This window comes from Solidesulfovibrio fructosivorans JJ] (assembly GCF_000179555.1).
In the GTDB taxonomy this organism is placed as follows: domain Bacteria; phylum Desulfobacterota; class Desulfovibrionia; order Desulfovibrionales; family Desulfovibrionaceae; genus Solidesulfovibrio; species Solidesulfovibrio fructosivorans.
In genome coordinates this window covers 19,443-41,432 of sequence record NZ_AECZ01000023.1, presented here as the reverse complement: position 1 = coordinate 41,432, position 21,990 = coordinate 19,443, and the positions used below count along the sequence as shown (strand labels likewise).

General features: G+C 68.1%; 17 protein-coding genes. 4 read left to right on the top strand and 13 right to left on the bottom strand.

Going from position 1 to position 21,990, the window contains the following annotated elements:
- Positions 1-231: 231 nt before the first annotated feature.
- Positions 232-3,468, top strand: a complete 3,237-nt coding sequence (locus tag DESFRDRAFT_RS14960; RefSeq protein WP_005995273.1) for a UvrD-helicase domain-containing protein — start codon at positions 232-234, stop codon at positions 3,466-3,468.
- Complete coding sequence (locus DESFRDRAFT_RS14955) at positions 3,465-6,473, top strand: PD-(D/E)XK nuclease family protein (protein WP_005995272.1); 3,009 nt, start codon at positions 3,465-3,467, stop codon at positions 6,471-6,473. Before DESFRDRAFT_RS14960 ends, DESFRDRAFT_RS14955 begins: the two co-directional genes overlap by 4 nt.
- Positions 6,474-6,508: 35 nt before the next feature.
- Here DESFRDRAFT_RS14955 and DESFRDRAFT_RS14950 read toward each other — a convergent pair whose 3' ends face one another.
- From DESFRDRAFT_RS14950 to ybgF, 7 genes are all read right to left on the bottom strand, one after another.
- Entirely contained in the window at positions 6,509-7,009 is a 501-nt protein-coding gene (locus tag DESFRDRAFT_RS14950; protein ID WP_005995271.1) for a hypothetical protein, read from the bottom strand.
- An 84-nt stretch (positions 7,010-7,093) separates the two neighbouring features.
- Positions 7,094-8,089, bottom strand: coding sequence for a tyrosine recombinase XerC (locus tag DESFRDRAFT_RS14945; RefSeq protein WP_005995270.1), 996 nt, complete (start codon positions 8,087-8,089; stop codon positions 7,094-7,096).
- Positions 8,064-9,026, bottom strand: coding sequence for a GGDEF domain-containing protein (locus DESFRDRAFT_RS14940; protein WP_043794977.1), 963 nt, complete (start codon positions 9,024-9,026; stop codon positions 8,064-8,066). Before DESFRDRAFT_RS14940 ends, DESFRDRAFT_RS14945 begins: the two co-directional genes overlap by 26 nt.
- Before the next feature lie 6 nt (positions 9,027-9,032).
- Positions 9,033-9,872, bottom strand: a complete 840-nt coding sequence (locus DESFRDRAFT_RS14935; protein WP_005995268.1) for an HDOD domain-containing protein — start codon at positions 9,870-9,872, stop codon at positions 9,033-9,035.
- Complete coding sequence (locus DESFRDRAFT_RS14930; protein ID WP_005995267.1) at positions 9,869-10,303, bottom strand: hypothetical protein; 435 nt, start codon at positions 10,301-10,303, stop codon at positions 9,869-9,871. The genes DESFRDRAFT_RS14935 and DESFRDRAFT_RS14930 overlap by 4 nt, the downstream gene beginning before the upstream one ends.
- A gap of 8 nt (positions 10,304-10,311) precedes the next feature.
- Positions 10,312-11,574 carry a DNA-processing protein DprA gene (gene dprA, locus DESFRDRAFT_RS14925; RefSeq protein WP_005995266.1) on the bottom strand — a complete coding sequence of 421 codons (1,263 nt, stop codon included), beginning with the start codon at positions 11,572-11,574 and terminating at the stop codon, positions 10,312-10,314.
- Positions 11,571-12,812 carry a tol-pal system protein YbgF gene (gene ybgF, locus DESFRDRAFT_RS14920; protein ID WP_005995265.1) on the bottom strand — a complete coding sequence of 414 codons (1,242 nt, stop codon included), beginning with the start codon at positions 12,810-12,812 and terminating at the stop codon, positions 11,571-11,573. Before ybgF ends, dprA begins: the two co-directional genes overlap by 4 nt.
- Before the next feature lie 234 nt (positions 12,813-13,046).
- On the opposite strand from ybgF, the gene DESFRDRAFT_RS14915 reads away from it, so the two are divergent.
- Both DESFRDRAFT_RS14915 and DESFRDRAFT_RS14910 read left to right on the top strand, forming a co-directional pair.
- On the top strand, positions 13,047-14,003 hold the full coding sequence (locus DESFRDRAFT_RS14915) for a hypothetical protein (RefSeq protein ID WP_005995264.1): 957 nt from the start codon (positions 13,047-13,049) through the stop codon (positions 14,001-14,003).
- 75 nt (positions 14,004-14,078) lie between these two features.
- Positions 14,079-15,464 (top strand): esterase-like activity of phytase family protein, encoded by a 1,386-nt coding sequence (locus tag DESFRDRAFT_RS14910; protein ID WP_005995263.1) that lies wholly within the window; start codon positions 14,079-14,081, stop codon positions 15,462-15,464.
- Positions 15,465-15,566: 102 nt separating this feature from the next.
- Here DESFRDRAFT_RS14910 and DESFRDRAFT_RS14905 read toward each other — a convergent pair whose 3' ends face one another.
- The 6 genes from DESFRDRAFT_RS14905 to hyi all read right to left on the bottom strand — a co-directional run bounded on the left by DESFRDRAFT_RS14905 (position 15,567) and on the right by hyi (position 21,976).
- On the bottom strand, positions 15,567-17,750 hold the full coding sequence (locus DESFRDRAFT_RS14905) for a CHASE2 domain-containing protein (protein WP_005995262.1): 2,184 nt from the start codon (positions 17,748-17,750) through the stop codon (positions 15,567-15,569).
- 14 nt (positions 17,751-17,764) lie between these two features.
- Entirely contained in the window at positions 17,765-18,301 is a 537-nt protein-coding gene (locus DESFRDRAFT_RS20825) for a DUF2726 domain-containing protein (RefSeq protein ID WP_005995261.1), read from the bottom strand.
- A gap of 412 nt (positions 18,302-18,713) precedes the next feature.
- Positions 18,714-19,631 (bottom strand): M48 family metallopeptidase, encoded by a 918-nt coding sequence (locus tag DESFRDRAFT_RS14895; RefSeq protein ID WP_005995260.1) that lies wholly within the window; start codon positions 19,629-19,631, stop codon positions 18,714-18,716.
- A complete protein-coding gene (locus tag DESFRDRAFT_RS14890) occupies positions 19,628-20,113 on the bottom strand; it encodes an SH3 domain-containing protein (RefSeq protein WP_005995259.1) in 486 nt (161 codons plus the stop codon). The genes DESFRDRAFT_RS14895 and DESFRDRAFT_RS14890 overlap by 4 nt, the downstream gene beginning before the upstream one ends.
- A 95-nt stretch (positions 20,114-20,208) precedes the next feature.
- Complete coding sequence (gene garR, locus DESFRDRAFT_RS14885; protein ID WP_005995257.1) at positions 20,209-21,096, bottom strand: 2-hydroxy-3-oxopropionate reductase; 888 nt, start codon at positions 21,094-21,096, stop codon at positions 20,209-20,211.
- A 94-nt stretch (positions 21,097-21,190) separates the two neighbouring features.
- Entirely contained in the window at positions 21,191-21,976 is a 786-nt protein-coding gene (hyi, locus tag DESFRDRAFT_RS14880; protein ID WP_005995255.1) for a hydroxypyruvate isomerase, read from the bottom strand.
- Positions 21,977-21,990 lie beyond the last annotated feature (14 nt).

Genomic DNA, 21,990 nt, shown 5'->3' with positions numbered 1-21,990 from the left:
CGCGCCGGCCCCCGGCCCGCTCCCGCCCCCGCCCGCAACGTCCGGGCCGGGTTTCCGGCCTGACAGCCTGGTTTCGCGCGGACCGGCCGGTCGGGCCGAAAGCGGTGGGCAAGCCCTATGCAGCAAGAAGCCTGCCACTTTTCCTTCATTTTCCGGCGGGCCGAAACGATTGCCCCGAACCGGCCATAAGGGTAGCCTGCCCGCCATGCCCCACGCCAAGGAGCTCCGCCCATGCTGATCCAGGTCAAGGCCTCGGCCGGTTCGGGCAAGACCCACGCCTTAACCGAGCGCTTCATCTCCCTTGCCCTGCGCACGGCCCGAAACCTGCCCCGCAGCTGCGCCGGCAGCCTCGAGGCCGGCTACGCCCTGCCCGAGATCCTGGCCGTGACCTTCACCAACAAGGCCGCGGCCGAGATGCGCGAGCGGGTCTTCACGCGCTTAAAAAAGATCGCCCTGGGCCTGGACGGCGCGGACGCCGACTCCCGGGGCAAGGCCCGCGACGAGCTGGAAGAGCTGCTCGTCCACGCCGAGCGCCTCAACATCCGCACCATCGACAGCCTGCTGTTCCTTTTGGCCCGCATTTTCGCCCTGGACCTCGGCCTGCGCCCGGACTTCGAGCCGGCATTCAACGACGCGGAGCTTCTTTCCGACGTCTACGACCGGCTGGCCGCCCGGCTGCCCGAGGACCCGGGACTGGCCCGGCTTTTCGGCGACGCGGCGGCGGCGCTGCTCCAGGGCGCGTCCGGTTTTCTGCCCATGGCCCCCTTTCGGGAGCGGATCTTGGCCGTCACCCAAAAGATCCTGGCCGAGCCGCTCGTCCATCCGGCCGAGCCCGAGACTTTGCGCCTGGGCCTCGAGCGGCGCATCGGCCGGCTGGCCAACGCGGCCGGGGCCATGTTCGCCGCCCTGGACGCGGCCGGGCTCAAGGCCAATGCCAACTTCCTGGCCTTTCTGCGCAAATGCCGCGAAGCCGCCCAAGCCGACGCCCCCCCCCAGTCCGCCTACGCCGGCAAGGCGACGCTTGCCGACTGCATGCTCAAGGCCAGCCGCGACGCGGTCACGCCCGAGCTCGAGCGCCTGTACGCCGAGATCCAGGCGGCCCATGCCGCCTGCGACCGCGAACTGCCGGCCCTGCGCGCGGCCATGGGGCTGGCCCCCTTCGTCGCCCTGGCCGGGGCGCTTCTGGAAGACTATCCCACGTACCTCACCCAGATGCGAAAGCTCCCCCACTCCCAGTGGCCGCGCCTGGTGGCCGGCCGGCTCGGCGGCGACATGGGCGTGCCCGACGCCTGGTGCCGGCTGGGGGCCGGCCTGGCCCACATCCTCATCGACGAATTCCAGGATACGGCCCGGGACCAGTGGCGGGTGCTGCGGCTATTGGCCCTGGAATGCCTGGCGCGCGGGGGCAGCCTCTATCTCGTCGGCGACGTCAAGCAGGCCATCTACGGCTGGCGCGGCGGCGACGCGGCCCTTTTCGACGAGGCCCCGGCCGACGACGAACTTTCCCGGGTGACCGAGGGCGTCACGCGCCAGACACTTCCCGTCAACTGGCGCAGCGCCCCGGTGGTGGTCGGCGCTAACAACCGTTTTTTCGCCCCCCTGGCCGATCCGGAGACGGCGGACCGCGTGGCCGCCGCCCTGCTTGGCCCGAATCTGGCCTCCGCCGCGCCGCAGCTCGCGGCCGCGCTGGGGCAAGCCTTCACCGACGCCCGCCAGAGCCTGCCCGACGACTACCACGGCCCCCAGGGCCACGTGCGCATAAGCGCCCTGACCGGGACCTCGGCCGGCGAATACGAGGAGGCGGCCCGGGAAGCGCTCGTGCGCCTGCTTGCCGACGAACTCGTCCCGCGCCACGGACCGGGCGGCGTGGCCGTCTTGACGCGCTCCAATCCCCAGGCCGGCCGGGTGGCGGACTGGCTGATCCGGGCCGGCATCCCGGTGGTGACCGAAAACAGCCTGCTTCTGGCCGAACATCCGCTCATCCGCCAGCTCGCCGCCCTGCTGGCCTTTCTGGATTTTCCGCCGGACAGCCTGTCCTTTTTCGCCTTCGTCTCCGGGCGCGAGCTTTTTGGCGACATCGCCGGCATCGGCCGCGACGAACTGGCCGAATGGGTCACGGGCCTGCCCCACCGGGGTTCGCTGTCCCTGGCCTTTCGCGCCCGCTGGCCGGACGTCTGGGACCGGCTGATCCGCCCCTACCAGCGCCAGACCGGATTGGCCGCGCCCTACGACCTGTTGCGCGAGATCGTGGCCGGCTACAGGCTGCTCGAGCGCCGCCCCGGCGACGAGGCCTTCATCCGCCGCTTTCTGGAAATCGCCCATCTGGCCGAAAGCAAGGGCTACGGCTCCATCGCCGCCTTTCTCGACTTCTGGCGCGAGCTCGGCTCGGACGAGAAGGTGCCCCAGCCGGAAAATATCGACGCCGTGCGCGTCATGACCATCCACAAGGCCAAGGGGCTCCAGTTCCCGGCCGTGGTCGTGCCGTTCCACCATTTCACGGGCAAGGCCGGACAGGCGGACCTCGTGGTCGGCCACGTGGAGGAAGGCGAGGTGCTGGCCCCGGACATGCCCGGGCTCGGCCCGGACCATGCCCTGCGCCGGGCCCGCGAGCTGGCCGAGCAACTGCACCTGCTCTACGTGGCCTGGACCCGGCCGGAGGTGGAGCTGCACGCCTTCGTGCCGGGCTACGGCAAGCTGCGCGAGGATTCGCGCTATCCCCTGCCCAAGGCCCTGGCCATCCTGTTCGAAGCCTTCGGGCACGATCCGGCGGGAGGCGGGCCCATCCGACTGGGGAGCCTGCCCGACGCGCCGCAAGCCGCTGCCCGCGCCTGCCCGGTTGCCGCTCCCGAAGCCCCGGCCGACGGGGAAACGGCCGAGGGGGGCCGCCGCGCCGCGACAGTCCCGGAAGTCATCGCCGTGGACGCGCCCATGGCCTGGCTGCCGCGCCTCAAGGTCTACCGCAACGTGGCCCGCGATATCCGCGACAGCCTGCGCTTTTCCGAAAAACGGCGCGGCGAGCTGGCCCACCTGGCCGCCGAAACCTTCGCCCGCCTGGGCCATGACCCGGCCGACCCGACGCCCGCCGCCCGGCGCGCCGCGGCCACGGCCCTTGGCGGGGAGCGCCTGGATGCGGGCCTTCGCGACCGGCTGGCCGGGGAATTTACGGACATGCTGGTCTGGCTGGCCGGCCTGCCCGACTGCCGGGAGGCCCTGGCCCAAGGTCTCCTGGAGCGCGAACTCATGGACGCGGACGGCGCGCGCCACCGGCCGGACCTGCTTTTCGCCGGACCGAAGCACACCCTGGTGCTCGACTTCAAGACCGGCCATGAAGACCCCGAACACGCAACCCAGGTTTCCCGCTATCTGCGCCTGGCAAGCGCCCTGCCCGGCCGGGCCGGACTGCCGGCGAAAGGGCTTCTCGTCTATCTCGACAAGCGGGTCTGCAGGCCCGTGGAGGCCGCTTCGTGAAACCCGTCGGCGTCATTCCCTGGACCGAGGAATTTTTCGGAGCCGTGGCCGAACGGCTCGTGGCCGCGACCGGCGGCGATTTCCGCGACACGCTGGTCATCTTCCCCCTACGCCGGGCGGCGCGGCACCTGTGCGACCGGCTGGCCGCCATGCCCGAGCTGCCAAAGCCGGTGCTCCTGCCCGAGATCACGGCCGTCGGCGACTGGGCGGCGGACGTCGGCGCGTCGTTTATGCCGACCCCGCCGGCCGTTCTCGACACCCTCGACCGGGTGGCGCTCCTCTACGACATTGTGCGCGAAATCGCCGCGGAGCACGGGGGCGGGGACCAACCCGGGGCGTTTCCCACGGACATGGCCCGCTTTTTCCCCTGGGGCCTGGAGCTGGCCGAACTGATGGAGGAGCTTTTCCGCCACAACGTGCCCGGCCGGGACCTGGAATACCTGGAGGGGCAGGTGGTGCCGCCCGCCGCCGCGCTGCTCGCTCGCCTGGGCACCATCTACGCCCGGTACCGGGAAAAGATGCTCGAGGCGGGCCTGGCCACGCCGGGGCTCCTTTTGGCCCTGGCCGGGGAAAACGCCAAGGAAGCGGCCGCGCGCCTTGCCGGCAAGCGGATTTTCGCCTGCGGCTTCGCCGTGGCCTCGGGAGCGGAAAAGGCGCTTTTCACCGCGCTGTGGCGCCAGGGAAACCTGGAGATGCTCTGGCACGGCGACCCGGCCCTGGCCAATCCCGGGGCGCGGGTGCATTTCGCCTGCCTGGAGCAAAAACGCTGGCTCGGGACCTTAAACGCCCGGGCCGGCTGCATCACCGGCGGCAAGGCCCGCCGCGCCCGGCGCAAGGACGATCCCGACCGCCCCACCCTGGTGCTCGGCGCTGGCACGGCCAACCTGTCCTCCAAGAAGCTGCGTTTTTTCGAGGGCCACGACCTCCACGCCCAGCTCAAGGCCCTGGAAGGCTGTCTGGCCGAGGGACAGGCGGCCGACGGCCTGGACGGCACGGCCATCGTGCTGCCCGACACCGGCCTGCTCTCCCCGGTGCTCCACATCCTGCCCCGAAAAGACGTCAACATTTCCATGGGCTATCCCCTGGCCCGCTCGTCCCTGGCCAGGCTTTTGGAGACTATCCTCACCCTCCAGGAAACGCGGCTGGATGCCGGCCGCTACCACTGGCGCGAGCTGGTGGCGCTTATCCGCCATCCCTACCTCAAGATGCTGCACACAGGCGACGACGAGCCGCTTCGGGCCGTGTTCCACGCCCTGGAGGCGGCCCTGCGCCAGGGCGGCGCCTTCGTCGATCCCCTGACCCTGGAATTCGGCGACGAGGAGGCCCCGCCGCCCGAGGAAGCCCTGGCCCTGTGCCGGGAGGTTCTGGGGACGTGCCTGACCGCCTTCGAGGACGTGGACACGCCCCGGGCGCTCGGCAACGCCGTGGGCGGACTGTGCGAACTGCTGCTCGCCCCGGCGCGTTGCGGCGACGCCTGGGAACGGTTTCTCATCGACGCCGAGTGCCTCTTTCGCTTGGCCACGAACGTGGTCCCGGCCCTGACCGGCGGCCGGCTGGCCGACGCGGTCCTGCCCCGCGAAACGCTTTTCGCCCTGCTGCGCCGGCTCCTGGCCGACGAGCGGGCCCCGTTCGAGGCCGAACCGCTCACCGGCTTGCAAGTGCTCGGCGTGCTGGAAACGCGCCTGCTCTCCTTTCGCCGGGTGTTCGTCCTCGACGCGGTGGAGGACAAGCTGCCCGGGGCCGCGCCCTACGAACCGCTCCTGCCCGATCCCCTGCGGCGGCTTTTGAAACTCCCGGACAGCCGCGAGCGCGACCTGGTCGCCGCCTACAACATCTACCGGCTTTTTTTCGGGGCCGAGGAGATCACGGTCTTTTACCGCACCGGTTCCTCGGGCACGGGCCTTTTCGAGGACAAGCCGGTGCGCAGCCGGTTCGTGGAACAGCTTTTGTGGGAGGAGGAAAAGCGCCTCGGCCGGGTGCTTCTGCCCGGCGAAGCGCCGGTGTCCCTGGTGTCGGTGCCCCTTTGCCCCATTCCGGAAGGCGACGCCGCCATGCCCAAATCCCCGGCCGTGGCCGAACGCCTGGGCGCCTACCTCGGCGAAAAGCGCCTGTCCGCCACCTTTCTCGACACCTACCTCACCTGTCCGCTACGGTTTTTCTACCGCTACCTGACGCCGCTCACCCCTTTGGCCGAGGTGGCCGAGGAAGGCGACCGGGCGGCTGTTGGGCAGGTGGTCCACGATACGCTGAAGGAATTTTTCACGCCCTATCTCGGACGCGACATCGACGCGGCGGACATCGACGCTGCCGCGTTGGCCGATCTTTTCGAAACGCGCCTTCGCGTCCATCCCGCCTACGAGGCCCTGCCGCCGGACGGCCGGCTGCTTTTGCTGCGGGCCGGGCGCACGCGCCTTGCCGCCATGGCCGCCGGCCTGCCGCGCACCACGCCTGTGGCCCTCGAAACCGAGCTCGCCGCGAGCATCGAGACGGCCGGGCGCGGTTTTCTGCTCGGCGGCCGGCTCGACCGGGTGGACCGCCGCGAGGACGGCATCGTGATTTTGGATTACAAGACCGGCGGCCTGCCGGCTTTGACGCAATCGCTCTGGGACGATGAGGCGCTGTGGGGCCGGTTGTCCCGGTTCACCGCCCCGGACGACGACCCGGAACTGCTCGAGACCGTGGCCAGACGCGTGGGCAGCCTGCAACTGCCGCTATACTGCTGGCTGTATGCGGCAAGCCAGGGCGAGACCCCGGCCGACGCCGCCTTTGTGGAGCTCAAGGAAACGGGCCGGGAAAAGCCCCTTTTCGGCCCGCGCCGCGACCAGAGCGCCCGCGAGGAGGCCATCACCGGCCAGACGCCGGCGCTTTTGGCCTTCGTGCTGCGCCACCTGTCCATGGCCACGCGCTTTTCCCCGCGCCCGGACGACCGGCGCTGCGCCTACTGCGATTTCCGTCCGGCCTGCGGGGCGCGCCCGGGCGGCGTCGCCGCCGCCTCGGACACGTAGGACGAGGGACGACCGCGCCCCATTCCCCGGACGCGCTACCGGTTCAGGGAATCCTCGGGCTCGGTATTTTTCGGGCGCAGGGGCTCGTAGTAGACAGCCGATTTGGTGGCCTTGGTCGCATTGTTGTACTTGAGCTTCATCTTCATCTTCTTTTCCGGAAAATCCCAGGACATCACCAGCCAGTCGCCTTCCGTCTCCGTCTCGGGCGTGCCGGCCAGCTTCGTCGTCACCTGCTTGATGATGTCGATGTTGTCGTGCTCGGTGCGCATGATGCGACCATAGAGCTTGCCGTCGACCACGCCGTAGACGATCACCGGGGCCAGGCGCTCATGCACGCCCAGCCGGCAGGGCCCGGTATAATTGTAGTAGGTGACGCCATCCTTCTCCATGAACTTCACGAAATAGTCGTGGTCATTCACATCCGCCAGCGGCTTGCCGTAGGGCGGCTTGGCGCAGTCGAATTCCCCGGCCCAGGCAGTTGCGGTAGCGGCGACAAGAGACAGCAGCAGACACAGAAGCGACAGGCGGCGCGACATGAGGTGTCCTCCCGAGAAATTGTAAAGTGCCCGACCATAGAGAAACATCCGCCCTGCGGCAATATCCCGGTTAAAGACGGCGTTTCAGTCTTTTTTCGGGATGCTGTGGCCGCAGTCCGCTTCGTCCGAGCGCGGGTGGGCCTTGTCGTAGACCTGCATGATGCGGGCAAGCTCAAGGTGGGTGTAACGCTGGGTGGTGGAGAGGCGCGCGTGACCGAGCAGTTCCTGGACGCTGCGCATGTCGGCCCCGGATTCGAGCAGATGGGTGGCGAAGCTGTGGCGCAGCATGTGCGGGTGGGTGTGCTTGGCGATGCCGGCCTCCCTGGCCAGGGCGTCGACGATGCGCGCCGCCTGGCGGCGGTTCAGCCGGCCGCCGCGCGAGCCCAGAAAAAACGCCTGCTCGCGGGGATCGGGGGTGAATTCCGCCCGGCGCATGGCGTATTCCCGCAGCCGCTCCCGGGACGCGTCGCTTAGGGGGGCCAAGCGCTCCTTGCCGCCCTTGCCGTAGACCCGGGCCACGCCCTGGGCGATACTCACGTCGTCGAGGTCGAGCCCCACGGCCTCGGCCACGCGCAGCCCGGAGCCGTACAAAAGCTCGGCCAGGGCCAGGTCGCGGCAGGCCTCGCGCGATCCGTCGGCGGCCGGCGCGCCCGGGGCCGGGCTGACCAGGGCCACGGCCTCGTCCACGTTGAGCGCCTTGGGCTGGCGTTTGTCCGTCTTGGGATTTTTGAGCCCGGCCAACGGATCGGCCGCCACCAGCTTCTTGCGCAGCATGTACCGGAAAAAGCCGCGCAGGGCCGAAAGCTTGCGCCCCATGGACGTCTTGGCCTCCCGCCGGCGGTGCAGCTCGGCCAGAAAGCCCCGGCCGTGCTCGCGGGCCACCTTTTCCGGTGTGGCGAGGCTTATGCCCCGACCGCGCAAAAATTCCTCGAACTGATCCAGATCCACGCCGTAGGCGGCCAGGGTGGCCGGGGAATAGCCCTTCTGGGCCGCGAGATAATCGAGGAAAGCGGCCACCGTCTCCGGTCGGGCCGGCGTGGCGGGCCCCCGCCCTTCAGTACTGGCGTCGATCGAGGACATAGCAGCTCCGGGGATTTTCCTTGGCCTTTTTCTTGAGCGTCATGGCCGTCTGCGACGCCTCGCCGTAGTGGGTGAGCCGGCCGTTACGGTTAAAGACCACGGCGATGGAAATGGCCATGAGCGGGAAGGAGCGGCGGTTGCCTTCGCGGTCCGTGGACTGGATGAACCCGCGCTCGCGGTCCTCGGCGTCGTAGAAATGGGGCACGATATCATCGAAGCTGGCCACCACGGCCTTGCAGGCGTCCTCCACCCGGTCCGGCGGCAGGATAAAGACGAAGTCGTCGCCGCCGACATGGCCGACAAAGGCCTTCTGGCCGCCCACGGCCCGCACCGTGTTGACGATGATGCGCGCCGTCATCATGAGGATCTCGTCACCCCGGGAAAAGCCGTACTTGTCGTTGAACGACTTGAAATAGTCGAGGTCGGCGTAGGCCAGGGCGAAATCCTCCTTGCGGTCGATGAGCTCCTGGATGCGGCCGATGATCGAGGTGTTGCCCGGCAACTTGGTCAGGGGATTGGCGTCGAGGGAACGGGAGGCACGGGCCAGGGTCAGCGACACCCGCGCCCGCAGCATGACGGCGTCGAGCGGCCGGGTGAGCAGTTCGTCGACCTCGGTCGCGCACCAGTCGATGTCCCGGGCGGCCAGGGCCGCCTCGTCCATGACCAGGGCCACGGGCATTTGCCGGTAGACGTTCTCGCTTTTGACCATGGCCACCAGATCGAGCCCCGGAATGTCGTCGAGCTTCTGGTCCACCACGAGCAGGTCCGGCGGGTCGTTGAACAGGTGTTCGATAGCCCCCCGGCCGCACGGCCTATCGAGCAGCTCGACCTCGTCCGGCGAAAAAGCCTGGCCGAAAAGGGCCACCAGCTCCTGATCGGGGCTCAGGAGCATGATTTTCTGGGATCTGGGGAAAAGGCAAAGGGGCGTGTCTGCCATGGCGGTTCAGGCGAACGACAGGTCGGCGATCTCCACGAACTGCTCGCACAGGTGATCCAGGAGTTTCTCGACGTGGGCGGGTTTGAGCTTCAGGATCTTGAGCGCCTCGGGCCGCAGGTAGGTCACGCCGACGTCGCCGGAAAAGCCGTATTCGAAGACCCGCACCATGAAATCGCCCAGATGCACGACGCTGGCCATTTCGGGGTACAGGCTCGCCAGGTGGGGCTTGTGGTGGTAGGTGAGCCCCTCCTTGATGTTGGCCGGCAGTTTCCAGTGGCCGGACAGCCAGGCGTTGATGCGGTCGTGGCCGAAGCCCAGCACCTCGCGCTCGGCATCGAGATAATAGAGGTCGCGCTCGGCCACCACCCGTTCGATCTCGGGCTTGAGGTCCGGCAGCTGGACCGTGGCCACCACCTTGCCGAGGTCGTGCAGCAGCCCGGCCACGGAATACTCCTCCGCGTCCTTGAAGCCGAGCATGCGCGCCGTGGCGCCGCAGGCCATGGCGCAGCCCAGGCTGTGCTCCCACAGGCCGACCATGTTTTCGGTCATGACCTCGAAAACCGAGGTGGACACGATGATCGAGCGCAGCACGTTGAAGCCCAAAAGCACCAGGGCGTGGCCGATGGAGCTGATGCGGCCGGGAAAGCCGTAGACCGGCGAATTGACCATCTTGAGGACCTTGGCCGAAAGCACCTGGTCCATGCTGATGAGCTTGGCCACCTGCTCGGTGGTGGAATCCGGGCGCTCGACGAGCTTGCTCACCTCCTCGAGCACCTTGGGCAGGGTGGGCAGGTCGCGCACGGCCAGGATGCGGTCCTTGCGCTCGGTGCGCAGGTCCTCGGTCATTTCGCGGCCCCCCTGTCCTTGGCCGCCGAAGCGCCCGACCCGCCCGTTCCGGCCGAATCTGGCGCGGCGTTTTCGGTTTCTTTGGCCGCCTTGGCCGCCGCGAGCATGGCCGCGCTGGAAGCCGATTTCATGTGGAAATAGTTGTCCAGAAGCCGCCGGATCTGCCCCATCCACTTGTCGTCGGGATATTTGCGGAAAAGGAAGGGAAGCCGCTCCAGGCGCTTGTCGAACGACGAGGCGCCGCCCGGGCCGTCGAGGCTGATCGGTTCGCCCTCGACCACCAGATGCTCCACGCCCATGGACTCGAAGCGGGAAAGAAGGCTTTCGGAAAGTTCGGAGCCGGCGGCGGCCACGGCAATACCGTCGGGTCTGGCCACGGGCTTGGCCAGTATCATACCCGGCCGCGCCAGGTTGAGGGGGATTTTCTGCATGGGTCGCGTTACCCTTCCACTTCCCGGGTGTAGTACATGCCCGGCCATTTCCGCACAAGACCCTTCATCTCGAGCAGCACCAGGGCCTGGCTCAGCGCGCCGGAAGCGGCATCGAGGGTCCGGGCCAGGGCGTCGATGTGGCGCTTGCTGCCGTCGGCCAGAAGCCCGACGATCGCGGCCTCGAGCGGCGAAAGATCCGACGGCGGGGCAACGGGGGCGCAAGGGGCGACGGGCGGCGCGGGCGGTACGGACGGTTTGTTGGACGACGCGGGGGCGCGCTTGGAAGCGGCGGGAGCGCGTTTCGGGGCGACGGGCGGCGCGGGACGCGGCATGTCCACGAAGGCGGCCAGTTCCCTGGCCAGGGCGGTTACGATGTCCTCGGCCGTCTGCACGAGCCTGGCCCCCTGGGCGAGCAGGGCGTGACAGCCGGCATAGGTGGGCAGGTTGACCGGTCCGGGCAGGGCGAACACCTCGCGGCCCTGGTCCAGGGCCAGCCGGGCGGTGATGAGGCTGCCCGAACGGGCCGCCGCTTCCACCACCATGACCCCGAGCGACAGCCCGGCGATGATGCGGTTGCGAATGGGGAAATTCTGGGACTGGGGCGGCGTGCCCGGGGGAAATTCGCTGATGATGGCCCCTTCGGCCGCGAGCGCGCGCCAGACGTCGAGGTTGGCGTCGGGATAGACCAGGTCGAGCCCGGTGCCGCACACGGCGACGGAGCGCCCGGGACCGGTCAGTCCGCCGAGATGGGCCTGGCGGTCGATGCCGTAGGCGAGCCCGGACACCACGGTGATGCCGCTGGCGGCAAGCCCGGCCGCGATGTCGTGGGCGGCGGCGAAGCCGTAGCGCGAACACTGCCTGGCCCCGACCATGGCCACGCAGGGGGCGCAAAGAAGCCGCGCGTCGCCGACGACGTAGAGGGCCACGGGCGGATCGGGCAGGTCGCGCAGCCGCGCCGGGTAGGCGGGATGGAAATACGGCAGAGGCAGAAGGCCCTTGGCGGCGGCGGCTTCGATCTCCCGCTTAGCGGCCTCGGTGGAGACGCCCCGGGCGAGCCCGGCCGCGACCGCGTCGTCGCAAAGCCCCCGTGGACCGAAGGCGCGCGCGTCGGCCACGGCGTCGACGGCCGAATCGTACCGGTCGAAAATGCGCTTCCAGGTCCGGGGGCCGATGCCGGGAGCGCGGCGCAGGCGCAGGCAGGCCTCGAGTTCGGCGACGAACGCGGCATCGCCCGTCCAGGCGGCTTCGGGCGCGGCCTGCTCGTCGGTCATTTGGGCAGTGTCTGGAGTTTCTGGCGCACGAGGCCGGCCAGTTCCGCGTTGGGGTAATCCTTGAGATAGCGCTCGTACGAGGCCCTGGCCTCGGCCGTGTCCCCGGTCTTCTCCTGGGCCATGGCCATCTTGTACAGGGCGTCGGCGGCCTTGCTGTGCCCGGGCCAGCCCTTGGCCACTTTCTCGAAGTCGCCGATGGCGGTCTTGTAGTCGCCGGAGGAAAAAGCTCCCTCGCCCACCCAGTAGAGGGCGTTGGGGGCCAGCGGGCTTTTGGGATTGGCGGCCAGAAACTGCTCGAAGGCCGCCTTGGCCGCGCCGGCGTTGCCGTTTATGGCCAGTTGCAAGGCTCTGTTGTAGGCGGCCTTTTCGGCCGGGGAAGCCGTCTCGGCATAGCCGCCCGGTCCCGATCCGCCGCCGGCGGGGACCGGTTTGGGGGACGGCTCCGGGGTGGCCGCGGGCACGGGCGAAACCGGCGGCGCGGCAGGCTCCGTGGGAGCGGGCGCTGCCGTGGCGGTGGCCGGCGGCGCGGCAGGTGTGGCGGCCGGACCGGCGACAGGCGGCGTTTGGGGCGGTTGCGCGGTCGCCGCGGCCGGCCTTTTCTCCGCTGGCGTTACGGGCAACGGCGGGGTGACGGGAGGCGTGGCCGCTGTGGCGGCCTTGTCGGCGGCGATGGCGGCCTCGGGCGTGGTCGGTATTTCGGGCTGTCCCACCCGGCCATAGCCGCGACGCCCCTTGGGGGGCGTGGCCGGGCGCGGTGTGGACTGGATCTTGGACGGCGGCACACTGCCAAGAGGCGGCATGGGAATGCCCTCCCCGCCAAGGGTCTGGGGGCGCTCGGACCGGGCCGACGGCCCCGGTGCGGGCGGCGTCGCGGGAACTCCGGCCTTTTCTCCGGGTTGGGGAGACTCGGGCGCGGCCCCGGGATTGACGAAACCCATGCCCAGGGCGCTGCCCTGGGGAATGGCCGCCTCCGGGGTTTTCACCCCCTGTGCGTGGAGCGCGGCCTGAATCTCGCCGACCCGCTTTTCCAACGCGGCCAATTGTCCGTCGTTTTTGGTCTGGCGCGTTTCCAATTCCTTGAGCGTCGCCTCGGCTTTCTCCAGGGAGGACTCCACGGCCTTGAGCCGGAAGGCATCACTGCCTTTGCCCACGGGCAACGTGTTGCCCGGCCCACATGCACCGAGCAAACAGGAGAGACATATGGCCGAGGCCGTCGTAACAAGTCGCTTTCCGCTCATGACGCAATGCAGGGGTAAAAGATTGGCAACCCATTCAAGTTCCGCCAGAAACTACGTCAGGGGGGCGCGTTGCGCAAGCCGATTTTGCGACATTGCCCACGCTGCGCGTCCGTTTGTTGCATCCGAAAGGAATTTAGGGCAAAAGCCGACGGCAAGGCGTGGCGTTTCACGGCGTCATGTCCGCTTTGCGCCATCCCCGCGCCAACCCCGACTCCACAAAGGAGAACGCTCCTCATGACCGAGGCCATTCCCATCGCAATCTTCTGGGCGGTCATGCTCCTTTTGGCCATGCATCTGGGACTGGCCCTGGCCGCCGCCTCCGTGCCGGCCATCACCTCCCTGACGGGCCTGCACAAAGCCAAGCGGCTGAAGATATTCATCAACAAGTTCGGACAACAGTCCTCCACCTTTGCCCTGCTCGGCGGACTGTGGGTCTTTGTGGTCCTGTGCGCCGCCCTGGCCGCGCTGTGGTTTCTCCTGCCGGAAAAAGCCCCCTACGTCTGCGGCATTCCCCTGCCCCTGGCCGCCGTGGCCGGCCCCGTCATCCTCGGCGCGGCCGCTTTTCTGGCCTACCGGGGCCTGTGGCAGCGCCTCAAAAACCAAAAAGTCCTGCACGCCGTCATCGGCCTCGCGGCCACGGTGCTTCTGTGGATCGCCTTTTACACCGGCCTGGCCACCCTGCGCCCCCTAAGCCTCGCCCTGCCCGCCCCGACCGGCCCCGAATTCCTGCTGCCTCCGGCCGGGTCCCTGTTCTGGCGACTCCTTGCCCTCGGCATCACCCTGTCGATATCCCTGGCCGGCATCTTCACCGGAGCCTGGCTGGTCTGGCGGCGCGACAAGGACGATTTCGGCCGCGATTACTACAACTTCACCCTGCGCCTGACGGCCCGCATCGGCTTCTTGGGCCAGATCGCCGTCCTGGCCGCCATGGGCTGGCTGCTGGCCGGCTTTTTGCCCCTGGTCGGCGAACTGTCCCGCCGCCTGACCATCGCCGTGGCCCTCTACGGCACCGGCACGCTGCTCACGCTGCTGTGCCTCGGCGTGGTCATGCCCCAGGAAAACGCCCTGCGCCACAAGCTCATGCTGGTCGCGGCCTTCCTGACCACCCTCATGGCCCTCACCGGCCTTTTCGCCGGACTGACGAGCATCTTTTTCCCGGCCGTTTTCACGGCCCCGGTGCCGCTTCCGTGAAATTCGCGTGACGTCTCCGTTCGCCCAAGCGTCACATTCGTTGGCTACTCCTTGCGAAAAAGTAAGGAGTTTCCCATGCCCGCACGTCCCCTCGCCATCGCCCTGGCCGCGATGCTGACCGCCACCAGCGCCCTGGCCGCCCAGGCCCCGACCGTGCAGAAATACACGGTCGAAGCCCCCAAATCGACCAACATCCCGGCCCCGGCCAGCCTGGCCAAGGCCTTCCCCGACGGTTTCCCCCTGGGCCTCGGTTCCGGCGTGGTCTTCGCCGGCAAGGACGCCGACGGCTCCATCGTGCTCTACGCCGTGGGCGATCGCGGTCCCAACGCCGACGCGCCCGACTACGTCCCCAGCCCCGGAGCCAAGCCCGAACCGGCGAAAATCTTCCCCGCTCCCAACTACACCCCGTCCCTGGCCAAGCTGCGCGTCAAGGACGGCAAGGTGGAAGTCCTCGCCATCACGCCGCTTCTGACCGCCGCCGGCAAGCCCATCTCCGGCCGCCCCCTGCCCAAGGGCGCCGTGGGCAGCACCGGCGAAACGCCGCTGGCCGCCGACCTGTCCGTGCTGCCCACGGACGTCAATGGCCTCGATACCGAAGGCATCGCCGTGGCCCCGAACGGCAGCCTGTGGCTGTGCGACGAATACGGCCCTTTTCTGGTCAACGTCGACGCCGCCACCGGGAAAATCATCAAGAAATACGGCCCCGGCCAGGGATTGCCCGAAATCGTGGCCAAACGGCAGCCCAACCGGGGCTTCGAAGGCGTGGCCGTGACCAAGGACGGCAAGGTCTTCGCCGCCGTGCAGTCGATCCTCGACGTCGACGGCAAGGTCAAAGCCTCCAAAGCCCCCTTCATCCGCATCGTGGAACTCGACCCGGCAACCGGCAAGACCCGCATGTTCGGCTATCCCCTGGACACCGAAGCCTACAAGAAAAACGCCGACGCCAAACTCGGCGACCTGACCGCCGTCTCGCCGACCAAACTCCTCACCGTGGAACAAGGCAAAGGCGCGGATAAAAAAATGCGCAACATCCTCTACGCCATCGACCTCTCCCAGGCCACGGACCTGACCGGCAAAACCGCCCCCGACGGCAAGCCCCTCGAAACCGTCTCCGACCCGGCCGAACTGGAAAAACTCGGCGTCAAACTGGCCAAAAAAACCAAGGTCGCCGACCTGCGCGCCCTGGGCTGGAGCGCCGAAAAAGCCGAAGGCCTGTCCATCGCCCCGGACCACAAGACCCTCATCCTCACCTCCGACAACGACTTCGGCATGACCATCAAGCCGAAGAACCCCGTCGCCGCCAAAGACGGCAAGCCCGTCAAAAAGCCCGGCGACTACCAGCTCGCCCCGGGCGGCCAGCTGTCCCACGACGGCAAACCCGTCCCCACCACCTTCGCCATCACCCCCACCACCGACAAGACCGAACTCTGGGTCCTCACCCTGCCCGAGGCCGTGCGGTAGGCAGGCGGCACGCGAGCAAGCAAGCGGGGGCTCTGCCCCCGCGCCCCCGCCGGGAGGCCACGGGCCCCCCGGCGGGGGCCAGGGGCGGAGCCCCTGGCCGCCCTACTTCGACGTCATCACCAAGACGCCATTCCATTCCCCCGCCGGCGGGGAAGCGATGAGCGCCTCGCAACGCTTCACGTACGAAGCGGCGGCGGGGTCGGCGGCGGCCAAGGCGGTAAAGCCGGCCAGGGCGGCCTGGAAGTCGCCGGCGATAAACGCGGCCAGGGCTGCCGCGTAGGCGTCGTGGGTAGCGGCGAGGGAAGCGGCGGCGGCGGGCCAGAGCGGTTCGTAGACGTCCACGGGTTCGGCGCGGCCGACCACGGCCACGCGGCCGAGGCGGCGGCTGGCGAAGGCGTCGCCGGCTGCGTCGCGGGTGGCTTTGGAGATCATGGTGTAGGTGCCGAACTGTTTGTTGATGCCTTCGAGGCGCGAGGCGAGGTTCACGGCGTCGCCGAGCATGGTGTAGTCGAAGCGGGAATCCGACCCCATGTTGCCGACGACGGCCTGGCCGGTGTTGAGGCCGACGCGCATGTGCAGGTCGTGGCCCGAGCGTTCGCGGAAGGCGGGGCGCAGTTCGGTCAGTTTGTCCTGGCAGCGTAGGGCCGCGCGCACGGCCCGGGCGGCGTGGTCCGGCTGGTCGAGGGGCGCGTTCCAGAAGGCGATGATGGCGTCGCCTTCGTATTTGTCCACGGTGCCGCCTTCCTCCAGGATGATGTCGGTCATGGCGGTGAGGTACTTGTTCAAGAGCGCGGTCAGCTCCTGGGGCGTCATGCCTTCGGAGATGCCGGTGAATCCCTGGAGGTCGGAAAAGAAGATGGTCAGTTCACGCAGCTCGCCGCCGAGGCTCATGCGCTCGGGGTGGGCGATGAGCGCTTCGATGACGTCTGGGCTCAGGTATTGGCGGAAGGCGGATTTGATGAAGCGTTTCTGGCGGCCTTCGGTGGCGTAGCCGATGAGCACGGCGGTGACGAGAGACCCGGCCACGGCCAGTTGCGGTAGGGCCAGGGGCAGCCAGCTTCCCATGGCGTAGGCGGCCAGGGCGATGAGCAGCGGCAGGGGCAGGAAGAGGATGATGACGCCCGCGCCGGCCATGGCCCCGGTAGTCAGGGTCACGGCCAGTCCGGCGACGACGGCGAGGCCGCCGGCCAGCCACCAGCCGGCCCAGTGGGGGATGACGCGCAGGAAATCGCCGGTCAGCAGGCTTTGCAGTGTCTGGGCATGGATTTCCACGCCCGAGGTGACGCCGGCCACAGGCGAGGGGCGCAGGTCGAGCAGTCCCGGGGCGGAGAAGCCGAAGAGCACGTAGCGGCCCCTGAAGATATTCGGATCGAGGGCCGGCTTGCCGCCTTCGAGCAGGGTCAGCTCGCTGCGGATGACCGCCGCCGCGGACACGGCCGGAAAATCCGACGAGCGCCGCCAGCGGGGGATGGCCCGGCCGGCGTCGTCGAGGGGCACGGTGACCGGCCCCAGGCGCAGGGCATGGCCGGCGATGGCGGCATCGAGGTTCGGCTCGACCAGCATGCGGGCGGCAAGGGGCAGCGAGGGCACGGCCTTGCCGTCGAAGATGCCGAAGAGATTGACGCGGCGGTAGATGCCGTCGAATTCCGGGTCCTGGCTGACGTTGCCGAGGATTTTCGCCCCGGCCGCCACTTCGGGCACGGGAAAGGCGGCTTTGGGGTAGACCGGGGCTTCGTTTACCGGCACCTTGTCCAGCCAGGCCTTGAGGCCCTTTATGGCCAGGGGATCGGGCGGCACATCGGCCGGCCAGACGTTCGTCTTGCCCGTTTCGCGCCCCAGAAAGACGGGCAGCGCGAAATTGCCCAACTTTTTGCCGGCCGCCGCAAAGGCCGTGTCGTCGGCCACGCCGTAGGTCGAGGGTTCGGTGTAGAGCACGTCGAAGGCCACGGCCTTGGCTCCGCCGCGCCGGCAGAAATCCAGAATCGCGCCGTAGACCTCACGCGGCCAAGGCCAGGACAGGCCGTTTTCCTTGGCAGCCCAGTCAAGGCTGGGCTGGTCGAGGAGGATGAGGCGCACCGCGTCCGAGCCGCCGTCGCGCGGCGCGAGCAGCCGGGCCCGCCAGTCGAAGGTGCGGGCCTCGAACGAGGTCACGATGCCGGTCAGGGACAGCAGCCAAGCCGCCGTGAGCCCCACCACCCCGGCCATGACGCCGTGGAGAATGCGCTTGCGATAGGCGGCCGCGCCGCCGGAACCGCCCTCTTTCGCGGGGGAGACCGTCTGTTGCACGCCTGTGTTCCTTTTCAGAGGAGCCCTTGCAGGTGTTCCCGGATGTATTCCGGGGTGTAGTTACCGTCGGGTTTGGCTTTGATGCGCACCATGGGCAGGTCTAGGGTCCGGAGCACTTCGTCCTTGAACCGGTCTTTCAGCGGATAGCCGTCGTGGGAGCTGTCGTCGAGCTCGATGATGCAGGCGACATAGTGGCCGGGCCGCGTGATGACGACAAAGTCCAGGTGCATCTTCGACACCCGGTTGAATGCCGCGTAATACGCGCCCCGATCGGCGTATTTCAGATTGCCCTTGTCATTGTCGATGCGCAGGACATCGGCCAGACGCACCATGGACAAAACATGGTATCGCCTGCCCACGAGCTTCTCAAGCTGCTCGAAAAACTTGCTTTCGTTTTGCGTGAAGACTTTTTTCCGCTTGAAGACGCTGAAATCGAAATCCAGGGAATAATACTCCCTCTTCTCTCCGCCCTTGCGCCACCAAAAAAACTTTCCAACGAGATAGGCCGCGACAAGCAGGCCGACAACGATCCCAACAGTCCGTACATCCACGAATCAACGCTCCGTCACGCACAGCGCGCAACTCACCCGTAATCTTCTTCCATGCGGCGCTTCGCCGCTGGCGCGGTTGTCGCCGCAATCGACCCGGTGTCGAGGCGCAACGCGCCTCGTGCCGCCGGGCCGATTGCGGCGACAAGATCAACCCAACCAACACCGTCTCCCCGCTCCTCCACCCACCATCCCAACCCGGTAAAAGGGGGTCCGGGGGACATCAAGTCCCCCGGCGGAGAGGTCCCGGAGAGGCAGAGCCTCTCCGGGCGGGGTCCAGGGGCGGCGCCCCTGGCAGGTCCAGGGGCAGCGCCCCTGGCAGGTCCAGGGCAGCGCCCCTGGCAGGTCCAGGGCAGCGCCCCTGGCAGGTCCAGGGCAGCGCCCCTGGCAGAACCGGGGCAGCGCCCCGGCCCCCTTAGATATTCCCCAACGCCGCCTTGAAGCGGGCCATGCGCGCCGGGGGCTCGTTGATTTCGGCCACCCGGGCCAGATTGGCCAGCTCGTGGATGCGGTCGGAGGGCGCGGGGTGCGTCTTGGCGAAATCCGCGCCGCCGGGGGTAAGCCGCTTTTGCATCTCCTCCAGCATATCCGGCAGCCCGGAGGGGTTGTAGCCGGTGCGGACGAGAATGGTGACGGCAGCTTTGTCGGCTTCGTACTCCAGGGTGCGGGAATAGCCGTTGTTGACCATGGTGGTCATGATGTCGCCGATGGAGTCCGCGAAGATGTTGGTCAGGCGGGCCACGTCCGAACCTCCGGCCTGCTTGAGGGCCTCGCCGCCGATGATGGCCAGGGCCTCGGTGGTGCGGGCGCGCTTGATGGCGCGAAGGGCGTCCTTGTGCTCCACGTGGGCGATCTCGTGGGCCAGCACGGCGGCCAGGGCGTTTTCGCCGGAACAGCAGCGCAGCATGCCGCGCGTGATGAAGACGAGCCCGCCCGGGGCGGCAAAGGCGTTGATCTCGGCGGAGTCCATGATGAGGAAGTGGTAGCCGCCGTAGGTCTGGGGCATGTCGGAGAACATGGCCAGGGCCTGGCCCACTTCGTTGACGTAGGCGTTGGCCTTGGCGTCGTGGTAGGGATGGTATTTGGTCAGAAGCGACGCGCCGACAGCCCGGCCGATGTAGTATTCCTGCTCGGGCGTGAAGTCCTCGGCGGCGTGGGCCACGGCCTTGACGCTTTTCACGGCCGAGGCGGCATAGCCGCCGACTTGCCCGCCGCCGACGCTTGCGCCGAAGGAATCGAGCACGCGGGAAAGCCCCTCGGGGTTGTTGCAGCCGTAAAGCGCGAAGCCGAACACAAACAGCGCGGCCAGGGAAAGAAGGATACGCGACCTCATTTCGCGCCTCCCTGGGGATGCACGTCGCCCTTGCTCAAAAAGGCCAACAGTTGCGATGGATTGTAGCTGATGCGTTCCATGGCGTCGATGGCGGCGAAGTCGCCGCCGTGGCTGCGGCGGTAATCGGCCTCGACCTGGGCGGAAAAGCCCTTGCCGGCCAGGGCCATTTCCTTGCCGGAAACGCTGCCCGTGCCGCCCGCGCCGCCCGAAGCCAGGGCCAGCTTCTCGGTGGTCAGGGCCGTGCGGTGCATCCAGCCCGAAACGCCGCCGGGCAAGGTGACCTTGGCCCAGTCGCCCTGCTCGGCGCTCACGTCCACGCTCTGGCCGTAACTGGCCTTGCCCACGATCTTGCCCAGGAATGAGGGCGACTGGCGCACTTGCCCGTCACGCACGGACACGCTCATGACCTTGGCCGCCAAAGCGATCGCCCCGCTCAGACACACGGCCAGAGCCAGGGCCAGCGTCAGTTTCCGATAGCGCACGGAAGTCTCCTTTTACGGCGCGCGATGCGCCGCGATTGTGCCCCGAACAGGCGGCGTGGCTGGGAAGAATGTCGACTTTTCGACAAAATAACGATTTATCGCTCCACCGTCACATGAGCCAGTTTCTCGAAATAGCGAATGATGCCGCCATGATCGTCCTCGCCGCAGCCGTCGGCCAGCATGGCCTGCATGACTTCCATCACCGAGGCGGTAAACGGCAGGGGCACATGCAATTCGTTTGCCGTGCGCAGGACGTTGGCCAGATCCTTGACGTGGAGCTTGATGCGAAACCCCGGTTCGAACTTGCGGTCCATGACCAGCGGCGCCTTGGCGTCGAGCACCGTGCTGCCGGCAAGCCCTCCCCGGATGGCCTGATAGACGAGATCCGGCTCCACCCCGGCCTTGGCCGCCAGGACAAACGCCTCGGACATGGCCGCTATGTTGAGCGCCACCACGACCTGGTTGGCCAGCTTGGCCACGTTGCCGGCCCCGACCTCGCCCACGCGGGTCACCGAGGCGGCCATGGCGAGCAGCACCGGCCTTACCGCCTCGAAATCGGCCGCGTCGCCGCCGGCCATGACCGTAAGCGTCCCGTCCACGGCCTTGGGTTCGCCGCCGCTGACCGGCGCGTCCAGAAACCGCACGCCCTTTTCGGCCAACGCGGCCCCGATCTCCCGGCTGGCCAGGGGCGCGATGGAACTCATGTCCACGACATAGAGCCCCTCCCGCGCCCCTTCGATGACGCCGCCTTCGCCAAGCACCACCGCGCGCACCTCGGGCGAATCCGGCACCATGGTGATGACCAGCTCGCTGGCCCTGGCCACCTCCGCCGGCGACGGGGCATAGGTCGCGCCATGGGCGGTCACGGCCTCGACGTTTTTCGCGGTGCGACTGAACACCGTCAGCTCGTAGCCGGCCGTAAGCAGGTTGCGACACATGGGCTTGCCCATGATGCCCAGGCCGATGAATCCGATTTTTTTCATATGGTGCCTCCGGCGGCCAGGAGGGGCGCCGCCCCTCCTGAACCCCACCGCCGGGGGGAATAATTCCCCCCGAACCCCCTTTAACGGGGACGTGTTATAGCGACAGGCCCATCTCCGCTATCCAGGCCAGGGAAGCGCGGGTATCGGGATCGGGCACGTATTCCAGGCCGACGTAGCCGTCATAGCCCATACGGTCCAGTTCGGAAAAGAGGAAAGGAAAACGGATTTCCCCGGTGCCGGGCTGATGCCGGCCGGGATTGTCCGCGATCTGCACATGCCCGATGCGCGGCAGGTTGGCGGCGATGTTGGCGGCCAGCTCCCCTTCCTCGCGCTGGGCATGGTAGACGTCGTACTGCATGGCCACGTTGTCGCGCGCGGTGGCGTCGATCACGTCCATGACCTGCTCGGTGGTATTCAGCAGAAAACCGGGAATATCGAAATGGTTGATGGCCTCGATGACGAGGGTACGCCCCTCGGCGGCCAGGGCGTCGGCGGCGAAGGCCACGTTCTCGAGAAGCGTCTCGAAGGCGTCCTCGGGCGAAACGCCGTCCGGCAGTTTTCCGGCCAGACAGTTGAGCCGGGCCACATCCAGGGCCTTGGCGTATCCCAGGGCCAGCCCCACGCCGTCGCGAAATTCGGATTCGCGGCCGGGCAGCGCCGCGATGCCGCGCTCACCTCCGGCCCAGTCGCCGCAGGGCAGGTTGAAAAGCACCTGGGAGAGGCCGTTTTCGGCCAGACGCGAGGCCAGTTCCCCGGCCGGAGAGGCGTAGGGGAAAAGGTATTCGACAAACCGGAACCCGGCGTCCCTGGCGGCGGCGAAACGCTCCGAAAAGGGCACTTCGGTGAAGAGCATGGTCAGGTTGGCGGCAAAACGCGGCATAGGGGCATTCTCCT